Annotated in this window: 16 protein-coding genes; 13 read left to right on the forward strand and 3 right to left on the reverse strand. The window is 51.3% G+C overall.

The genetic code is table 11. The features are described 5' to 3' along the window. Window positions 1–64: 64 nt before the first annotated feature. A complete protein-coding gene (locus OCU43_RS05080) occupies window positions 65–610 on the reverse strand; it encodes a polysaccharide biosynthesis/export family protein (RefSeq protein WP_091361886.1) in 546 nt (181 codons plus the stop codon). 23 nt (window positions 611–633) lie between these two features. Beyond that, the gene (locus OCU43_RS05085) at window positions 634–1,833 is read right to left on the reverse strand and encodes an outer membrane beta-barrel protein (RefSeq protein ID WP_091361884.1); all 1,200 of its coding nucleotides are present in this window, start codon (window positions 1,831–1,833) and stop codon (window positions 634–636) included. 340 nt (window positions 1,834–2,173) lie between these two features. Here OCU43_RS05085 and moaB point away from each other — a divergent pair, with 340 nt between their 5' ends. The 7 genes from moaB (at window position 2,174) to OCU43_RS05120 (ending at window position 6,616) form a co-directional block, all read left to right on the forward strand. Next, window positions 2,174–2,728, forward strand: coding sequence for a molybdenum cofactor biosynthesis protein B (moaB, locus tag OCU43_RS05090; protein WP_091361882.1), 555 nt, complete (start codon window positions 2,174–2,176; stop codon window positions 2,726–2,728). Beyond that, the gene (locus OCU43_RS05095; RefSeq protein ID WP_091361881.1) at window positions 2,725–3,966 is read left to right on the forward strand and encodes a molybdopterin molybdotransferase MoeA; all 1,242 of its coding nucleotides are present in this window, start codon (window positions 2,725–2,727) and stop codon (window positions 3,964–3,966) included. The genes moaB and OCU43_RS05095 overlap by 4 nt, the downstream gene beginning before the upstream one ends. 54 nt (window positions 3,967–4,020) lie before the next feature. Beyond that, complete coding sequence (locus OCU43_RS05100; RefSeq protein WP_091361879.1) at window positions 4,021–4,266, forward strand: MoaD/ThiS family protein; 246 nt, start codon at window positions 4,021–4,023, stop codon at window positions 4,264–4,266. Next, a complete protein-coding gene (mobA, locus tag OCU43_RS05105) occupies window positions 4,266–4,853 on the forward strand; it encodes a molybdenum cofactor guanylyltransferase MobA (RefSeq protein WP_091361877.1) in 588 nt (195 codons plus the stop codon). The genes OCU43_RS05100 and mobA overlap by 1 nt, the downstream gene beginning before the upstream one ends. Before the next feature lie 66 nt (window positions 4,854–4,919). Further along, window positions 4,920–5,501 carry a TMEM165/GDT1 family protein gene (locus OCU43_RS05110; protein ID WP_091361876.1) on the forward strand — a complete coding sequence of 194 codons (582 nt, stop codon included), beginning with the start codon at window positions 4,920–4,922 and terminating at the stop codon, window positions 5,499–5,501. A gap of 27 nt (window positions 5,502–5,528) precedes the next feature. Continuing rightward, window positions 5,529–5,906, forward strand: coding sequence for a CidA/LrgA family protein (locus OCU43_RS05115; protein ID WP_091361874.1), 378 nt, complete (start codon window positions 5,529–5,531; stop codon window positions 5,904–5,906). Next, window positions 5,906–6,616 carry an LrgB family protein gene (locus OCU43_RS05120; RefSeq protein WP_091361872.1) on the forward strand — a complete coding sequence of 237 codons (711 nt, stop codon included), beginning with the start codon at window positions 5,906–5,908 and terminating at the stop codon, window positions 6,614–6,616. The genes OCU43_RS05115 and OCU43_RS05120 overlap by 1 nt, the downstream gene beginning before the upstream one ends. A gap of 47 nt (window positions 6,617–6,663) precedes the next feature. Here the strand turns inward: OCU43_RS05120 and OCU43_RS05125 are convergent, their stop codons facing one another. After that, entirely contained in the window at window positions 6,664–7,593 is a 930-nt protein-coding gene (locus OCU43_RS05125; protein WP_261832983.1) for an IS481 family transposase, read from the reverse strand. Between the two features lie 373 nt (window positions 7,594–7,966). On the opposite strand from OCU43_RS05125, the gene zapE reads away from it, so the two are divergent. From zapE to OCU43_RS05155, 6 genes are all read left to right on the forward strand, one after another. Then, window positions 7,967–9,076: a cell division protein ZapE gene (zapE, locus tag OCU43_RS05130; RefSeq protein ID WP_091362062.1), complete on the forward strand. Its 1,110-nt coding sequence runs from the start codon at window positions 7,967–7,969 to the stop codon at window positions 9,074–9,076. Window positions 9,077–9,527: 451 nt separating this feature from the next. Next, window positions 9,528–9,956, forward strand: coding sequence for a 50S ribosomal protein L13 (gene rplM / locus OCU43_RS05135; RefSeq protein WP_091362065.1), 429 nt, complete (start codon window positions 9,528–9,530; stop codon window positions 9,954–9,956). 13 nt (window positions 9,957–9,969) lie between these two features. Beyond that, a complete protein-coding gene (gene rpsI / locus OCU43_RS05140) occupies window positions 9,970–10,362 on the forward strand; it encodes a 30S ribosomal protein S9 (RefSeq protein ID WP_091362066.1) in 393 nt (130 codons plus the stop codon). Between the two features lie 291 nt (window positions 10,363–10,653). Beyond that, on the forward strand, window positions 10,654–11,250 hold the full coding sequence (gene petA / locus OCU43_RS05145; protein WP_091362068.1) for a ubiquinol-cytochrome c reductase iron-sulfur subunit: 597 nt from the start codon (window positions 10,654–10,656) through the stop codon (window positions 11,248–11,250). After that, window positions 11,250–12,497, forward strand: a complete 1,248-nt coding sequence (locus OCU43_RS05150; protein ID WP_091362069.1) for a cytochrome b — start codon at window positions 11,250–11,252, stop codon at window positions 12,495–12,497. The genes petA and OCU43_RS05150 overlap by 1 nt, the downstream gene beginning before the upstream one ends. Continuing rightward, on the forward strand, window positions 12,497–13,258 hold the full coding sequence (locus OCU43_RS05155) for a cytochrome c1 (RefSeq protein ID WP_091362071.1): 762 nt from the start codon (window positions 12,497–12,499) through the stop codon (window positions 13,256–13,258). The genes OCU43_RS05150 and OCU43_RS05155 overlap by 1 nt, the downstream gene beginning before the upstream one ends. The last annotated feature ends 83 nt before the right edge of the window (window positions 13,259–13,341 follow it).

Consider the following 13,341-nt stretch of genomic DNA (forward strand, 5'->3'; position numbering starts at 1 on the left):
TCTCTGTCAATGTGTATACTGAGCGGGTTTACTTACTGTGGGTGGTGACGTGGGCTTCGGTTGCTCAGAAGAAGCTCTGTTCAATGGTAATGATATCGCCGGGGCGGATCTGGGTATTCAGGTCAGCCAGGCGGGGATCGCTTGTCTCGCCATCGTGAGCGATGAATAACTTGCTCCTGGATGCCCGTTCTGTGAACCCGCCAGCCAGTGCCACCGCTTTTTGCAGGGTCAGCCCCGGCTGATAAGGGTAGCCACCGGGCTCTTTGATCTCGCCGTTGATAAAGAATTGTCGGTACTCTTTCACTGTAATGCTGACGTGGGGGTCGAGCAGGTAGCCATCCGCCAGACCCTCTTCGATCATTGTGCTGAGGTGACCTATGGTCATATCCAGCACCCGGAGCTCTCCCAGGAATGGATAAGCGATGGTGCCAGCGTCACTCAGGCGGATCTCCATGCTCAGATCCTCTTCGCCAAATACCTGAATACTAAGCAGGTCGCCTGAACCAAGCCGGTAATCAGACAGAGTGGTTGATTCTGCTGATACCGCTGAACAGAAGAAAATCAGAATAGCGGCCAGCGCTACTCTGATTGATTGTGAACCGAAAATCATATCGTTCTCTCGAATTATCTGGCTTATAGCGATGCGTTGACGGTCAGCATAACGATGTTTTTGCTGTAGTCGGTGTTGGCCAGATTTGAATCAGTGTCACTGTACTGATAGTTCAGGGCAAACGTCAGCCAGCGACGCATATCGTAATTCAGCCCCAGGTTCAGAGTTGTAGTGTCATCTTCCCGGCCATCTGCTGCGCCTTCATAGGTTTCATTAATGATGCCTATGCCCGCATCTGTACTGACAATATCGGTCCAGGCGTGGTTCCAGTTGATGTTGTAACTCTTGGTGTCGATGAAGTCGCCGTTGCCGTTGGCTTCAGCAGCGTTCCGGCTGGTGCTGATGTCAACCACAGAGTAGGTGCGGGGAGCCCAGCGTATGGCCGCTTCCCAACTGCCGCCGGTGAAGTCTTTACGACTGGCGGAGTCAAAGTCTTTCTCTGTGATACCCAGCTTGATGGTGCCGGTGGTTTTCGCTGTGCCTTCCCAGGTGGCGCCCACCAGGTATTTCCAGGTGCTACTATCCAGCGAGTTAGCCGGATCGACATCGTAGTCGATATCCTTGTTGCGGGCTTCAAACAGGAGTGAAGTCTTGGGCATTACCTGATAATAGAATACCGCCCCGAGCGTGACTTCGGTATCGTCCCGCCCCTCAGTGATAGAGCGGAAGTTCTGATATTCGCGATCCAGATGCTCGCCATAGAACTGAAGCCGTCCAGTTGCATCCTGGGCACCGTAGACATAGTTAAAGCTGAGGATCTGGGTATCGTATTTCAGTGGTGCGTCGATGCTGGTGGCTATACCGCCGGTTGCGCTCAGGCCGGTACCCCGGGCTTCATGGCCTTTGTTGTAAGCCGCCTTGAGGTCGAGGATGCTGCGCTGACTGAATTCCAGGTGGGCATCGGCTGATAGCGCATGATCGGTATAGTTGTCAGCTGAACTGTTCTGGTGAATACCATGATTTATCTGGTAGGCCAGCCGGTATGCGTTCAGGCCATCTTCAGCAATTAACTGAACTGACGGCGACAGAACCGTAATCGTCTCATCCTGTTCGTTAGCTGATGTACTGAAAAAGTTATCATCATAGCCTGTTTGCACCGTCACCATAGGGACAATGCTGACCGCACCTGCGTCTATGCCGGCAGGCTCAATAGCAGCGAATGCAGGTGTAGAAAGAATCAGCGCTGAGGGGGGAATTATGCTTGCTAAAATCCGGTTTTTCATCGGCGGATATCCTTATGTGAGTCCATGCATTGCCATTTTTGTTCAGTATCTGTGTGCTACAGAGTTAAAATGAACAGAAGCTTTTATGAGCATCAATATTAGCATGGCTTTTTTTTCAGTGGTACCAGTGAATGCAGCCAAATAGCGACATTTTACGAATTTTTTGCTGCAGTGCGAAAAAAAGTGCGCAGCAACCGGGTTTGACGCTTATGGGTCATATACAGTTGAATTGGGTTGGTTCTGCGTCAGTTTCAGTGTGCGGAATCTATTATGCTTGGTTTTTCGTTACAGAGTTGTGTAAAAAGAACGAGTGATTAAAACGTTTTAGTTGGGAAATTCTATGGCTCACGCAAAAAAAAATGTGGCTTTCCAGTCGTTACAGATCGCAGTGCTGACTGTTTCTGATACCCGTACCCCGGAAACCGATACCTCGGGGGATGCGCTGGTTGCTGGTTTGACTGAAACCGGGCATCAGTTAGCGGAGCGGGTGATCTGCAAAGATGATGTGTATCAGCTGCGGGCAGTGGTTTCAAAATGGATTGCCGATGAGGCGATTCAGGCGATTCTGGTAACCGGTGGCACGGGGTTTACCCTGCGGGATACCACTCCTGAAGCGCTGACGCCGCTGTTTGATAAAGCGATCGAAGGCTATGGTGAGCTGTTTCGTCAGCTTTCCTATGAGGAGATTGGCACTTCAACCGTTCAGTCCCGGGCGTTTGCCGGTGTTGCAAACCGGACGGTGATTTTTTGTATGCCAGGCTCAACCGGCGCCTGTAAAACTGCCTGGAACGGTATTATTCGTGAGCAGTTGGATGCCCGTCATCGTCCCTGTAATTTTGTTGAGATGGTGATGACCGCCCGGCCGGTAGATACCGCGTGTGGGCCCCGCGGATGAGTGCTGAGAGTAAGGGATGTTACGCACCTGCACAAACTCTGATGCCGGTTGCTGAAGCGCTGCAAAAGTTGCTGGCAGAAGCGGCGGTGAATGTGGCGGTTGAGACGGTCGGTATTGCGGATGCGCTGGGTCGGGTGCTGGCAGAAGATCAGCGCTCTGTTGTTGATGTCCCCCCCAGAGACAACAGCGCGATGGATGGCTATGCACTGAAACGTTCTGATCTTGCCGGGAGTCAGCGGCTGATAGTCTCGCAGCGGATACCTGCGGGGACTGCGCCAGTACCGTTGCTGTCTGGCACAGCGGCCCGGATCTTTACCGGTGCTGAAATTCCGCAGGGTGCGGACGCTGTGGTAATGCAGGAAAATACCACCACAGGGGAGAGTGATGGTCAGCCGTGGGTTGAGGTTCATGAGCTCCCTGCTGCTGGAAATAACATCCGGCCACAGGGGCAGGATATTCAGACCGGTCAGGTGGTGATGCCTGCGGGAACTCGGCTTCAGGCAGCCCATATCGGTGTGCTGGCCTCCGTGGGTATTGCCTCCGTTAAGGTTTACCGTCGCTTAAAAGTGGCTGTGCTGGCAACGGGTGATGAGCTGGTAACCCCCGGTAACCCGCTGCAACCGGGGCAGATCTATAACTCCAACCTCTACACGCTTCACGGATTGTTGCAGGCGCTGGGGTGCGACATTGTTGATCTGGGGATTGTTAAAGATACGTTGGAGGGAACAAAGGCGGCACTGAAACAGGCGTCAGAACAGGCGGATTGCATTCTCAGTAGTGGCGGCGTTTCGGTGGGTGAAGAGGATCACGTTAAAGCTGCAGTTGAGTCGCAGGGCGAGCTCAGGCTCTGGAAAATGGCAATCAAACCCGGGAAGCCGATGGCGTTTGGTTATGTTAATGGCAAGCCTATACTGGGGTTGCCGGGTAATCCCGCGGCCGTTCTGGTGACCTTCAGTATTCTCGCGAGGCCGTTTTTGTTACGGATGATGGGGGTTGGTTCAGTTACACCCATGAGCTTTCCCGTTGCGGCAGGTTTTAACCGGCCAAGGCCAATTGGTCGTCAGGAGTATCTGCGGGTCCAGCTGAGCGATGGCAGGGCGGTGCTGGGCTCTAGTCAAAGCTCGGGTGTGTTAAGCTCCTCTGTAACGGCTGCGGGCTATCTTGTGGTGCCACCCAATACCGTTGTAGCTGAGGGTGATTTTCTGATGTTTATTCCCTTTAGTGACGTTATGAATTAGCCGCGAGTGGCGGTATTTTGGTTGCGTTGGTTGTAGTGTTAACAGGTGTTCTGAATGGTAAATGTGCTTTTTTTTGCGTCCCTGCGTGAAACGCTGGGTGTTGCTCAGCTGGATCAACCGCTGGACGGGATGGTGACTGCTGGTGAGCTTCTTGAGCAGTTGAAGGGGCGGGATGCTGTGTGGGGAAAGGCGCTGGATGGTCAGTTGCTGTGCTCGGTTAATCAGGACATTGTGCCGCTGGATACGGTTGTGTCTGATGGTGATGAGGTTGCCTTTTTTCCACCTGTAACTGGCGGTTGATGCTGTTGGATGTTGTCATTCTGGCAGGCGGCGAAGGTCGCCGTATGGGAGGACGTGATAAGGGGCTGGTGCCTTTTCAGTCCCAACCTATGGTGGCGTTTGCCGTTCAGTTGGTGCGGCCGGTTGCGGACCGGGTGGTGATCAGCTGCAACCGGCATCTGCCTGAATACGCTGCACTGGCTGATCAGGTGGTGGAAGACTCGCTGGAGGGCTTTCAGGGGCCTTTAGCGGGAATTCTGGCGGGGCTCAGGGTGAGCCACTCGGATCAGGTGCTGGTACTGCCCTGTGATACTCCGTTGCTGGAGGCGGCGTTGATAGAACGTTTATTGGCGGCTGCCGCAGCCTTTCCTGAGTCAATTACCGTTTTGTCCGAAGGCGATAAGCTGCACCCGTTGCATGCGGTGATCCCCAGACTGCTTGCAGATGATCTTGAACGCTGGCTGACCGGTGGGCAGCGGGCGGTGCAGCGCTGGATGCGTAATCATCCGATGCAGTTAATCGATATTTCCGATCTGGCTGATCAGCTGTGTAATCTCAATACTTTTCAGGAGCTTAAATCGCTTGAGGCGTTAAAGTCGGAACGATAATCGAGCGATTGTTTGCCTGAATTCTGTATAATCCCCGGCATTTTCAGAATTTAAGGGTCGAGTGGAATGGATCAGTTAGTGAGCATGGCTGGGGCTTTTTTGCTGGTGTTTCTGGCTGAGTTTGGCGATAAAAGTCAGTTGGTCTGCATGACCCTGGCGACCCGTTACCGCGCTTTACCTGTATTGCTGGGGGCTGTTGTTGCCTTTGCTGTTTTGAATCTGCTGGCGGTGCTGGTTGGTTCGGTGGCTGCAACCTGGTTGCCTCGTCCGCTTGTTCTGACGGTGGTTGCGCTGTTGTTTCTCTGGTTTGGTATTCAGTCGTTCAGAAACGGCGAGGATGACGAGGATGATAGTGTCGCGGTCTCTGTTAAGAGCGTTTTTCTATCGGTGCTGCTGATGCTGTTTCTGGCCGAGCTGGGTGATAAAACGCAGTTGGCGGTGATGGGGTTGGCGAGTACAGAACCTGCGCTACCGGTCTGGATTGGTGCGACACTGGCGCTGATATCGACTTCTGCGCTGGGTATTCTGGCGGGCAGAGCGCTGATGCGCTATGTCTCTATCGCCTGGCTGCATCGGGCATCCGGGGGGCTGTTTTTGGTTTTTGCCCTGTATGCTGGCGCGGAAGCTGTATTGTTGGTAGCTGGATAGGGCAGATCTGTCTGCTCGGGGTTTGATATGTTAATTGGTTTTCTGATTTTGCTGCTGTTTCAGTTTGCCGGAGAGCTTATTGTGGTTGTCTCCGGCTTGCCTGTGCCCGGTCCTGTGGTGGGGATGGTGCTGTTGTTGGCAGGATTGATAGTCAAAGGTGATGTGCCTGACTATTTGCGGATTCCCAGTGAGGCGCTGTTGAAGCATCTTGCGCTGCTGTTTGTGCCAGCGGGGGTGGGGTTGATGACGCATTTTGGCTTGCTGCAGCAGGACTGGCTGGCAATTCTGACCGCCCTGATTATCAGTACCGCGCTGACAATCGTTGTCACCGCGTTGATTCTCAATCCTTCGGCCAGAAAATTGCAGGCGCTGAGTCAGAGTGAACCTGGCGAGGATGATCGCTGATGGAGTTCTGGACCTTCTTTGCGGCAAAACCGCTGATGTGGCTTATCGTAACGATTACCACCTTTATCGCGACCTCCTGGCTTAACCGCCGTCTGGGAGGTACGCCATTGTTGCATCCGGTGCTGGTGTCGCTGTTTCTGATTATTGTGTTTTTGCTGCTGACCGGGACCTCATATGAGACCTACTTTGAGGGGGCGCAGTTTATTCACTTTTTGCTGGGACCTGCGACAGTCGCGCTGGCAGTGCCGCTGTTTGATCATTTTGAACGGGTTAAAAAGCTGCTGCTTCCGCTGTTGCTGGCGTGCATGGCGGGCGCTGTGACCGCAGCGGCTTCAGCCCTGCTGGTGGCTCAGGCGCTTGATGCCTCGCTCGGCACTTTGCTGTCCATTGCGCCTAAGTCGGTTACCTCTGCCATTGCCATTGGCGTGGCGGAAAAGCTGGGAGGGTATCCATCACTGGCGTCGGGGCTGGTGCTGATTACTGGTGCGTTGGGATGTATGCTGGCACCGCCGATCTATCGCATTCTTAATATCACTGATGAGGCGGTTAAGGGGTTTACTCTGGGGGTGTCGGCGCACGGTATGGGCACTGCCTTTGCTTTTGAATACGGTTTGATGGCGGGGGCTTTTGGCGGGCTGGCCATGGGGATGACCGGCGCTTTTACCGCGTTTATGCTACCCCTGCTGGTGTCGTTGCTGGGGATAGGTTAGAGGGCGCGAGCGCTCCGAATATTGGGGATAGAAGTCCGGGCGCTTCGCTAGTTGTAGATTTCAGATACGTTGTTCACAAGTAACCGGCTTATAGGTGGTTGTTTGTTTAAACTACCATGTGGTCTGACAAGGTTATACCACTTCAGATAACAGGATAGTGTCGCATTTCGCTGAGCGGAATTGTTATACAGTTTGCCGTAAGACCACTCCCGAATCAGCGTCTGTATAAAACGTTCCGCTTTACCGTTTGTCTGAGGGCGATAGGGGCGCGTATTCATGGGGCGTGCACCGATCGCTTTGACGGCATTTCTAAAGGCTCTGCTGGTGTAGCACTTACCATTATCCGTCAGCACCCGTTTTACCTTCACATCCATTGCTTTCAGTATTTTGAGGGTGTTTTCAAAGAACCTGACAGCATCCTTAGCCGATTGCCTGGGGTGAACTTCTGCATGGCTCCAACGAGTATAATCATCGATACAGATATGCACGTATTCCCAGCCAGCACCTTTGGTCATCACTTTACGAACACCTGTCTTGCGGTGGCCTGGCTGGCTGAAACGTGCGACACGCTTGATATCGAAGTGAATTAGCCCGCCTGGCTCATCGTATTCATAACGACGGACGGGTTCTGTCTTTTTCAGCAGGTGACCACACATGCGATGGGTAACAACACAGACAGTCGACAGCGGCATCTTGAGTGTGGCAGCAATATCCGTTTGTGACCAGCCACCCAGGGCCAGAGCTTTTATCGCTTGCTCTTGCCAATAAAGCGTTCGCGATGAGATGCGTTTAGGTCGACTTTTACGATCTCGAAGTCCATTGAGGCCTTCTTGATGATAGCGCCTGATCCAGCGATAGATCAGGCTTTTAGATACCTCGAAAAAGTCAGCCAGGTCGGAGACGGGCACATCTTCTTCAAGATGTTTTTTGACAATTAAAACTCGACTATGGAGGCTAGATTTTGCATTCTTGTGCATGGTTGTTCACTCCTCTGTTTAAAGGGCTATTGATTTCGCAACCAACAGCTTCCTATACAACCGAGTTGTGAACAACCTCTCTGAATTTCACAGCTAGTCCGATCTTTTCATTTGTCTGAACGCAGCCTTCGATTGCTTGTCCGTGATTCAGAGAGCACCAGTGAGCAATAACAAATTAAATATCTTCCCTTAGTGTTCTCGGCGGTGAAAAGTGCTTTATGCTCTTCCTGACCTCGGAGAAACGTAGCGTTCGGACCGCGGACCCCGGCTCTTATCCCTTTGTTGCGTTGCAAAACCCGTGGGCTGGGAGTAAAGTGCCCAACCTTCTTTTACCTCTTTAAATCAGAACTAGTTTGAATGGTACGGTTTCGGTATGACCCCTATTGATCGTTATAAAAAAGATCTTGAACGTGAAGATTTCTCCTATGATGCGGCTCAGGAGCTGGCGGTAAAGCATCTGCAGCGTCTTTATGATGATCTGGTGGCTAAGCAGGTTCAGCCAAAACCTAAGGGGTTGATGGGGCGGCTATCCACTAAGCTGAAAAAAACGCAGGTTGAGCCGGTAAAGGGATTATATTTCTGGGGCGGCGTCGGGCGGGGTAAAACCTATCTGATGGATACCTTTTATGACAGTCTGCCGTTTGAAAATAAAGAGCGGACCCATTTTCACCGTTTTATGCAGCGGGTGCATAAAGAGCTGAAGCTGCTGGATGGCACATCCAACCCGCTGGTGGCCATCGGTAAGAAGTATGCCAGTGAGTTTCAGATTATCTGTTTCGATGAGTTCTTTGTTACTGATATTACCGATGCAATGATTCTCGGTGGTCTGCTGGAAGAGTTGTTTAAAAACGGAGTGTCGCTGGTGGCCACTTCGAATATCGTGCCTGACGGGCTGTACGAGAACGGCCTGCAACGAGCGCGTTTTCTGCCAGCAATCGATATGCTGAATAAGTATACCGAGGTGGTGAATGTTGATAGTGGTGTTGATTACCGTCTGCGTACTCTGGAACAGGCTGAACTCTACCACTATCCGCTTGATGCGGCTGCCGATCTGAGTCTGAACTCAAGCTTTGAGAGTCTGGCACCGGACCTTCAGGAGGTAGTGGAAGGTTGCACTCTGGAGATCAATGGTCGCGGTATCAAAGCGCGTCGCTGTTGTGAGGATGTGGTCTGGTTTGATTTTAAGGAGTTGTGTGAAGGGCCGCGCAGTCAGAATGACTATATCGAGCTGGGTAAGATCTTCCATGCGGTGCTGATCAGTAATGTGCCTCAACTGGGGCGTACAAACGATGATGCCGCCCGCCGTTTCGTCAATCTGGTGGATGAGTTTTATGACAGTGGGGTCAAGCTGATTCTCTCGGCGGAAAAATCGATCCATGAAATCTACAGCGAAGGCCGGCTGGAGTTTGAAATACAGCGTACTCAGAGTCGACTGCTAGAGATGCAATCTCACGAATATCTGGCGAAAGAGCATCGGGCTTAAGAGCAGTTGTCAGACGCGGCTTCGCCGCTTGCTGGGGGTTAGACGTTGCTGCGCGACTTGCTAGAAAAGAACATTACCTGTAAAGGCTTGTTTTGTGTGTCATTGAAGGCCGCAGTTGTGTTTGGGCTTTTCAGTTAAGTGCGACGGGAAGGCCTGTAGTGTGCTGATGTTGCTCCCAAGTGAAATTTCAGGTTTTGTTTTTTCTTTTTCTACATCTAGCAAGCAAAGCGGAGCTTTGCGTCTAGCAAGCGACGTAGTCGCGTTCTAACAACTAACAACTGTTTTTTTATTGGCATCTTTTTTAACTTGCAGTATAATCCGCGCTCCTTCGGATAGGTCCGGGGATTTTTGACGTTGTGAACTGCGGTTTGCAACCAATAATTATAAGGTCGTCGATCATCGTTAACGTATTGTTATAGCGGGATCAGACTGATGTATAGGTAAATTTATCATGACTACATTTAGCGCCAAGCCTGCAGAGGTTAAACGCGACTGGTATGTTATCGACGCTGAGGGTAAAACTCTGGGTCGTATGGCTACTGAAATCGCTCGTCGCCTGCGTGGCAAGCATAAAGCAGAATACACTCCTCACGTTGATACTGGTGATTACATCATCGTTATCAATGCTGAAAAAGTTAACGTAACCGGTAATAAGCGTAAGGACAAAATGTACTATCGCCACACTGGTTACCCAGGTGGTCTGCGTGAAACTTCTTTCGAGAAGATGGTTGAAACTCATCCAACACGCACCATCGAACTGGCCGTTAAAGGTATGCTACCTAAAGGTCCCCTGGGTCGTGCTATGTACACTAAGATGAAAGTGTACGCTGGTGCAGAACATCCGCATGCGGCTCAACAGCCACAAGAACTGAACGTCTAAGGGGCAGGTCAATATGTCTTCAACTCAGTATTACGGCACAGGCCGTCGTAAGTCCTCAACTGCACGCGTATTCCTGCGTCCAGGTACAGGTAAAATTACCGTTAACCAGCGTGAACTTGATGTTTACTTCGGTCGCGAAACTGCTCGCATGATCGTTCGTCAGCCTCTGGAGCTGACAGGTAACACTGAAAAGTTTGATGTTTACATTACCGTTAAAGGCGGTGGTGGCTTCGGTCAGGCTGGTGCGATCCGTCACGGTATTACCCGTGCGCTGATGGAATATGATGAAACTCTGCGTTCAGAACTGCGTGCCGCTGGTTTTGTTACCCGCGATGCACGTGAAGTTGAACGTAAGAAAGTGGGTCTGCGTAAAGCACGTAAGAAGCCACAGTTCTCCAAGCGTTAATTCGCTGCGATACAATATCTGTATCGCCCAGAGAAACGCCCGTGCCAGAAATGGTCCGGGCGTTTTTTTTGCTTTCCTTTGTGCTGCTGCGGGATGAGGTCAAGAGTCAGTCGACTATAGGCGTAAAAAGGCGGTTTTGGCTGGAATTAGCCTTGTAAGAAGGGGTGAATTTCATTACTATTTGTGCCATTTTAAAAATCCGTTAATTCGGTATTCATTACTGAGCAACCGGAAAATTGTTGCGCTGCAATAGCGCAGGGGTCAAAGGTTGAGTGAGGGGAGATAATCTTAATGAGTAATGACGGCGTGAATAAGGGGCGGCGACGTCTCCTGATCGGTGCCACCTCTGCTGTTGGGGCAGTGGGTGCCGTAGGAGCTGCAGTTCCGTTCGTGGCTTCATGGAATCCGAGTGCAAAGGCGAAAACCGCTGGCGCTCCGGTTAAAGCTGATATCAGCAAGCTGGAAGATGGTCAGCAGATGATCGTCAAGTGGCGCGGCAAGCCAGTATGGATTGTCCGTCGTGGTCCGGAAGCCCTGGCTAACCTGGCTAAGCTGGATGACAAACTGGCTGATCCTAAGTCAGAAGTGCCACAGCAGCCTGACTATATACCACACACCGATGCTCGTGCTTTGCGCGATGATATCGCTGTCATGGTTGGTATCTGTACCCATCTGGGGTGTTCTCCGACTTACCGTCCTGAAATTGCGCCGGAAGATCTGGGTGAAGACTGGGTTGGTGGTTTCTACTGCCCATGTCACGGTTCCCGTTTTGACCTGTCTGGTCGTGTAATGAAGGGTGTTCCGGCACCTAAGAACCTGGTGATTCCGCCTCATTATTATGAGAGCGACAATGTGATCATCGTTGGTGTGGATCAGGAGACTGCATAATGGCTGGCGCACGTAATAAAGGAAATCCAGGCTTCATGGGCTGGATCGATGATCGTTTCCCGCTGACGGCGATGTGGGATGATCACTTAGCAAAATACTATGCTCCGAAGAACTTTAACTTCTGGTATTTCTTCGGTTCACTGGCACTGTTGGTTCTGGTTAACCAACTGCTGACCGGTATCTGGCTGACAATGAGCTATAACCCAACCGCAGAGGGCGCTTTTGCTTCTGTTGAATATATTATGCGGGATGTGGATTACGGCTGGTTGCTGCGCTATATGCACTCTACCGGTGCATCTGCATTCTTTGCGGTTGTTTACCTGCATATGTTCCGTGGTCTGCTGTACGGTTCTTACCGTAAGCCACGCGAGCTGGTATGGATCTTCGGTATGACGATCTATCTGGCGCTGATGGCTGAAGCCTTCATGGGCTACCTGCTGCCATGGGGACAGATGTCTTACTGGGGGGCTCAGGTAATCGTATCTCTGTTCTCTGCAGTACCTGTTATTGGCCCTGATCTGGCTGAGTGGATTCGTGGTGACTACCTGATTTCTGGTATTACCCTGAACCGTTTCTTCTCGCTGCACGTTGTGGCACTGCCAATCGTCCTGTTGGGGCTGGTTGTCATGCACATTATTGCGCTGCACGAAGTGGGTTCTAATAACCCGGATGGTATCGAAATTAAAGAGAAGAAAGATGAGAACGGCGTGCCGCTGGACGGTATCCCATTCCACCCTTACTACACCGTTAAAGATATTGTCGGTGTTGTGGTCTTCCTGTTCGTATTCTGCCTGATCATCTTCTTCTTCCCGGAGATGGGCGGCTACTTTATCGAACAGCCTAACTTTGAGCCTGCTAACCCGCTGAAGACTCCGCCGCACATTGCGCCGGTATGGTACTTCACGCCGTTTTACGCCATGTTGCGTGCGATTCCGCCAATTGCGGCATCTCAGTTCCCGGGCGTTGTGGTGATGGGTGGTGCGATTGCTATCCTGTTTGTTCTGCCATGGCTGGATCGTAGTCCGGTTAAATCCATGCGTTACAAAGGCTGGATTAGCAAGGTGATGCTGGTTATCTTTGCGATCAGCTTCGTGATTCTGGGTTATCTGGGGGTTGTTCCTTCTTCTCCGGGCCGTACTCTGGTCGCGCAGATCTGTACTGCACTGTATTTCGCATACTTCTTCCTGATGCCGTTCTACACCAGAATGGAAAGCACTAAACCGGTACCGGAAAGGGTGACAGGCTAATGAAAAAGTTTTTTATCGCAATCATGTTGGTACTGGTGCCTGTAGTTGCCAGTGCGAATACCGGTGGGGTTCACCTGGACAAGATGTCTCCAGACCCAACCAATAAAGAGTCACTGCAGCGTGGTATGAAGACCTTTGTCAACTACTGCATGGGTTGTCACTCTGCTAACTATCAGCGTTATGAGCGTGCAGCAACCGATCTGGGTATTCCAAATGAGCTGGTTCAGCAGAACCTGATCTTTGGTGACTCTAAGGTCGGTGAGCAGATGACTATCGCTATGCCAAAGGCTGATGCAGCTGCCTGGTTTGGTAACCCGCCACCAGATCTGACGCTGGAAACGCGTCTGCGTGGTGAGGATTGGGTTTATACCTATCTGCGTAGCTTCTACAAGGATCCTGCGCGTCCCTGGGGTGTCAACAACGTTGTCTTCCCGGATGTAGGTATGCCGAACATTCTTGAGGGCCTTCAGGGGCTGCAGGTAAATCACTGCACTAAAGAGGAGATGGCTCATCACGAGAAGACTATCGATCCTCTGACCGGACTGGAGATGGGTGGTTGTCTGAGCGTAGCTGAGAAGGGCTCCCTTTCTGAAGAAGAGTTCGACAAAACGATCTATGATCTGGTGAACTTCATGTCTTATATGGGTAACCCTGTTAAGCTGGAGTCACAGGCAATTGGTTATAAAGTACTGATCTTCCTGTTTATCTTCTTCTTCTTTGCTTACGCGCTGAAGAAAGAATACTGGAAAGACGTGCACTAAACGTCTGCTGGTCAGTAATACCGATACGCGGTCCAATAAAGTTGGTCCGCGTATATTTTTTTTATGCAACATGTGAAACGGGG

The organism is Amphritea atlantica (genome assembly GCF_024347255.1).
Lineage (GTDB): Bacteria > Pseudomonadota > Gammaproteobacteria > Pseudomonadales > Balneatricaceae > Amphritea > Amphritea atlantica.